Annotated in this window: 2 protein-coding genes; one reads left to right on the top strand and one right to left on the bottom strand. The window is 67.9% G+C overall.

Annotated features, from left to right (window positions below; translation table 11 throughout):
* Positions 1 to 159: 159 nt before the first annotated feature.
* Positions 160 to 1,089 (bottom strand): histone deacetylase family protein, encoded by a 930-nt coding sequence (locus ACESMN_RS00365; RefSeq protein ID WP_373051592.1) that lies wholly within the window; start codon positions 1,087 to 1,089, stop codon positions 160 to 162.
* Positions 1,090 to 1,229: 140 nt separating this feature from the next.
* Between ACESMN_RS00365 and ACESMN_RS00360 the strand changes: the two genes are divergently transcribed.
* Positions 1,230 to 3,917, top strand: coding sequence for a GNAT family N-acetyltransferase (locus ACESMN_RS00360; RefSeq protein ID WP_373051591.1), 2,688 nt, complete (start codon positions 1,230 to 1,232; stop codon positions 3,915 to 3,917).
* The last annotated feature ends 224 nt before the right edge of the window (positions 3,918 to 4,141 follow it).

The following is a 4,141-nucleotide window of genomic DNA, read 5'->3' as shown; positions in this document are numbered from 1 at the left end:
CGCCGGGTTGGGATACCCGGCGTTCGGCGCGCCGGCGGCGCGTTCGCGAGCAGGCTCGCTCCTACAGGGGGCCGGGAGCACCGCCGGAGGCCAGTGCCCGGCCGGGCAACCCGCCGCGCCCGATCGCCGCGAGGGCTTGCCTCCCGCAGGGGTGGCGGGTCACTCCTCGGTCAGCACCTTCAGATGGGCGACCACGCTGCGACCGAGTGCGGACAGCTCGTAGCCGCCCTCGAGGACCGATACCAGGCGCCCCTCGCAGTGACGCTTCGCGATGCCATGAATCTCGCGCGTGAGCCACTCGTAGTCGGACTCGACCAGCCGGAAGTTGGCCATTTCGTCCTCGAGGTGCCCATCGAAGCCGGCCGAGACCATCACGAGTTCCGGGTCAAAGGCCTCGAGCGCCGGCAGGCAGCGCTCCGCGATCGCCGATTGCAGCGCGACACCATCGGTGTCTCGCGGCAGGGGCATGTTGATCACATTGTCGCTGCGGGTGTCGGCACCGGTGTTCGGGTAGAAGGGGTGCTGGAAACTGGAGCAGAAAAGGACACGCGGATCGTCCCGGACAATATCCTCGGTCCCGTTGCCGTGATGCACGTCGAAATCGACGATCGCCACACGCGACAGGCCGTGTTGTTCCAGCGCGTGCATGACTCCGATCGCGACGTTGTTGAACAGGCAGAAGCCCATCCCGTAGTCGCGTCCCGCGTGGTGCCCCGGAGGACGCACGCTGCAGAAGGCGGTGTGGGTCGAATGCTCGAGCACGAGATCCACACCGAGAACCACGGCGCCGGCAGCACGGTGAGCCGCCTGCAGGCTGTGTTCGCCGTAATAGGTGTCACCGCCGTCAAGCGTCGCCCAGTGGCCCGGATCCGGACGACCCGCCTCCAGCGCCTCGAGATATGCCGCATCGTGCACCCGGAGCACCTGCTCGCGGGTCGCCAGCGGCGCCTCCCGGTGACGCAGCCACGGCTCGATGCCGGACGCGATCAACTGATCGTCGATGGCGTCCAGCCGCTCCGGGGATTCGGGATGGGCGGAGGGCGGCCGATGCGCCAGGCATTCCGGATGGGATATGAAGAAGGTTTTCATGCTTTCCCCCCTCGAGGCCGGGAAGGTCGTACCGAATCCGGGAAGGGCCCGGATTGCGTTGCTGCATTGACTATTAGATCAGGACCGGATACACAAGTCTTATTGCACTGCGTCAAACGTCACCCGAAGGTCAATCGTTCATGGGCCCCCATTACCTCAGCCGGATCCTGTCCGCCCGCAGCATCGCCGTGATCGGCGCGAGCAACCAGCCCGACGCGGTGGGCTCCGTGATCTTCCGGAACCTGCTGGCCATGGGCTACGAAGGAGAACTGTTCGCTGTCAATCCGAAGTACAGGAAGGTGCACGGGCGCAAGAGCTACCCGCAGATCGGAGCGATCGGCCGCAATATCGATCTGGCGGTGATCGCGATTCCCGCGGAGAACCTGCCCGGGGTGATCCGCGAATGCGGCAATGCGGAGGTCCAGGGTGCGATCGTGATGTCCGCGGGATTCGCCGAGGCCGGTCCCGAGGGCACTCGGCTGCAGGACAGGATGCGGGAGGCCGCCCGGGAGACCGGGCTGCGCATCATCGGACCGAACTGCCTGGGCGTGATGCGGCCCAGCCGCAAGATCAACGCCACCTTCAGCCGCAACAGTGCGGTTCCCGGTCGTCTCGCACTCGTCTCCCAGTCCGGGGCGATCTGTTCCGCCATTCTTGACTGGGCCGAGGATCAGCGCATCGGGTTCTCGCTGGTCGCCTCGCTGGGCGACGCGATGGACGTCGACTTCGGCGACCTGCTGGATTTCCTGGCGCTGGACCCGGAGACGCGCAGCATCCTGCTCTACGTCGAGGGCATTGGCGATGCGCGCGCCTTCATCAGCGGCCTGCGCGCGGCGGCGAGGATGAAGCCGGTGATCGTGATCAAGTCCGGACGCCACGCCGAAGGCTCGCGGGCCGCGATGTCCCACACCGGCGCGATGGTGGGTGCCGACGACGTCTTCGATGCCGCCCTCGAACGCGCCGGTGCGGTGCGTGCAAAGACCGTGCAGCAGATGTTCTCGGCAGCGGCCATCCTCTCGAGCGGCGCCCGCGCGCGCGGCAACCGGATCGCCATCATCACCAATGCCGGCGGTCCAGGGGTGATGGCCACGGACCGTGCGGTGGAGCTCGATCTGGGAATCGCGGAACTGCAACCGCAGAGCATGAGCCGGCTCGACGAGGCGCTGCCCCCGCACTGGTCCCACGGCAATCCCGTGGACATCCTCGGCGACGCCGATCCGGCCCGCTATCGGGCCGCGCTCGAGGCCTGTCTCGCCGACCCCGGAGTGGACGGCGTACTGGCGATGCTCACGCCGCAGGCGATGACCGACTCCGATGCCTCGGCGGAGGCGGTGATCGGCGGTGCGCACGGCAGCGTCCACGGCAAACCGGTACTGGCCTGCTGGATGGGCGGCAAACAGGTGGAGAGCGGCCGCGATCGCTTCAGCAAGAAGGGGCTGCCCCACTTCATCACGCCCGAGGCCTCCGTGGAGGCCTTCGCGTACCTGACCGCCCACCAGTCGAACCAGCGTCTGCTGCTGCAGGTTCCGGGACCCCTGAGCGACCGCAGCCCCGCGGACGTCGAGGGCGCGCGGATGATCATCGAGACGGCGCTGGGAGAGGGCCGCCATACGCTGGGCACCATGGAGTCGAAGGCCGTGCTGGCGGCCTTCCGCATCCCCGTGACCCAGACGGTGCAGGCGCACAGTGCCAGTGAGGCGCTGGTGGCCGCGAGCACACTGGGTTATCCGCTGGCGATGAAGATCGCCTCTCCGGACATCACGCACAAATCGGACGTCGGCGGTGTGCGGCTGAACATCACCACCGCCGAATCGGTGCGCAAGAGCTTCCAGGCGATGATGCAGGAGGCGGCGGAGGCACGGCCGGAGGCGCGGCTCGAAGGGGTGACCCTGGAACGGATGTACCGCAGCCACTACGGTCGGGAGCTGATGGTCGGCGTGATGCGCGATCCGGTCTTCGGGCCGGTGATCAGCTTCGGTTCCGGCGGGACCTCGGTGGAGGTGCTGCAGGACCGGGCGGTCGCGCTGCCGCCGCTGAACGAGACCATCATCCGCGGCCTGATCAGCCGGACCCGCGTGGCCCGGATGCTGAAGCGCTTCCGGCACATGCCACCCGTGGACGCGGTGGCGCTGGAGCAGGTGCTGCTGCGCATCTCCGAGATGGTCTGCGAGCTGCCCGAGGTCGCCGAACTCGACATCAACCCGCTGATCGTTGACGCGGAGGGCCTGGCCGCAGTCGATGCCCGGGTCGTGGTCGACCAGCCATCCGCGGACGCGGACCCCTACGCCCACATGGCGATCCACCCCTATCCCAGCCATCTGGTCGAGGACTGGCCGATGCCGGACGGACAGACCCTCACCATCCGTCCGATCCGCCCGGAGGATGCCCAGATCGAGCAGAAATTCGTGCGCAGCCTCTCCGACGAGTCGCGCTACTTCCGATTCATGCAGGCAATGCACGAGCTGACCCCGGAGATGCTGGTCCGGTTCACCCAGATCGACTACGACCGGGAGATGGCCCTGATCGCGGTGGTGGAGCCAGACTCCGGACTCGAGACGCAGGTCGCGGTGGCCCGTTACACCGTGAACCCGGACCGGCGTAGCTGCGAGTTCGCGATCGTGGTCGCCGACGATTGGCAGGGCCGCGGCATCGGCACCCATCTGATGCATTCCCTGATGCGGGTCGCCAAGTCGCGCGGGCTCAACCTGATGGAAGGCGAGATCATGGCGGGCAACACCCACATGCTGGCCCTGATGCGCCGGGTCGGCTTCAAGGTCCGGCCCAATCCGGACGACGAGGGCATCGTCGAGGCGGTCCGGGAACTCTGATCCCGGCCCCTGGAAGACCCTCCCCGACGCGGGAGTCGCTTCCAGCCGCGGTTCCCACCCTGCCTCGACACCATCGCGGCCAGAGGCCGCTCCCACCACCCCGAGCCCCCCTTGTCGCAGGAGCGGCTTCCAGCCGCGGTTCCCACCCTGCCTCGACACCATCGCGGCCAGAGGCCGCTCCCACCACCCCGAGCCCCCCTTGTCGCAGGAGCGGCTTCCAGCCG

Source organism: Thioalkalivibrio sp. (assembly GCF_041690275.1).
Taxonomy (GTDB): Bacteria; Pseudomonadota; Gammaproteobacteria; order Ectothiorhodospirales; family Ectothiorhodospiraceae; genus Thioalkalivibrio.
This window is presented reverse-complemented; position numbering and strand designations above follow the sequence as displayed.